Annotated in this window: 2 pseudogenes; one reads left to right on the top strand and one right to left on the bottom strand. The window is 57.2% G+C overall.

Going from position 1 to position 1,206, the window contains the following annotated elements:
• Nucleotides 1-94: 94 nt before the first annotated feature.
• Nucleotides 95-478 (top strand): annotated as a pseudogene (locus Q319_RS26720) (transposase); the annotation flags it as partial.
• Between the two features lie 2 nt (nt 479-480).
• On the opposite strand, the pseudogene Q319_RS25210 reads toward Q319_RS26720, so the two are convergent.
• Nucleotides 481-1,206 (bottom strand): annotated as a pseudogene (locus Q319_RS25210) (transposase); the annotation flags it as partial.

Below are 1,206 nucleotides of genomic sequence, written 5' to 3'. Positions count from 1 at the left end.
AGCCGCCTTTCGCCGTCCCAGATGACAACCAAATGCTCAAATGTCAAAAATGCTGTTCAGGACGCTATTGAAATCGAGTTGTCCGGTACTGAACCTCAAGGCAGACCGTTCCGGTCTGCCTTCCTATACGCAAGCTTTCAACCGAGCCAACCGGCTTCTGGAGAAACTCGAACAGGTGTGCGCGCCCTCCAGACCGTGTGCTGAGGTGGTCATCGACTCGATGCCACTGCTCATTTGCCGTCCCAAACGGACACGCCGCTGCCACTTTCCAGGAGCGAGATGGGGCTATGGCACGCAAGGGAAGTTCTTTGGGTACAAGCTCCACGCATGGGTGCTGGAAGATGGTGAGGTCGCGCAATACTTGATCAGACCGGCCAATTTGCACGACACCACCGTAAGTTACGAACTCAATCGACGCTGGCCCGACTTCGACGGGCCAAAAATTGTGGGCGACAAAGGATACTGCTGCGTGGGCTATACTCAGGAGTTGCACCTTGCATAGCGGAGTGAATAGCCGTGCTGGTGCAAGAATTCGGCGTTTTTCGAGAACAGGTGCAACAGTCGGTTGAGATGCAGATGGGGCAGCACCGTGATGAGCGCCAGGAACGCACATTCCTCCAGGGTCAGCCCGTCCTGCCGATGGAGGATCGCCAACGTCCAGGCCAGGAAGACCAGCAGAATCCAGCGATCCGGCCCTACAGCAGTTCGCAGCGCGAACTGCGCCAAGCCGAACTGGTGCTTCCCCTCCTTGAAAAAGGATTCCTCGTTCCACCGCTCTTTGCCCTCGGCGATCACCTCGTCTCCCTCCATCAGCTCCGAGGACACCGCATGAAAGGTTCGGTCTCCCCAGTCAAAACGGCCCAGCGTTAGCGTCTCATACGGCCAATTCTTCAGTTCAACATAACCGCCATGTGGGCAATCCGAGACCGTGACTTCTCCTGGATGTAAGGTGCGCCGGGTGGTTCGGACACCCACCACGAATTCAAAGCCAAGTTGCCGCACCTCGTCCAGAAACACTGCCGCTTCAAAACCGCTGTCGGCCAACACCCGGACGCGAAACCGGGAACGGATGGAGTGAGGAACAGTGCGAAGCATCTCGCGCGCCAACGTGGTGGGTGTGGGCGTGCTTTTCCCCTTGTACACCCGATAGGCCACCGGGAACTTCACATCCCGATACTAGGCAAAGAGAACCACCAAGTGGATACC

It is taken from the genome of Deinococcus marmoris DSM 12784 (assembly GCF_000701405.1).
GTDB classification, from domain to species: domain Bacteria; phylum Deinococcota; class Deinococci; order Deinococcales; family Deinococcaceae; genus Deinococcus; species Deinococcus marmoris.
Note: the sequence above shows the minus strand (reverse complement) of the source record. Positions and strands in the feature narration are given on the sequence as shown.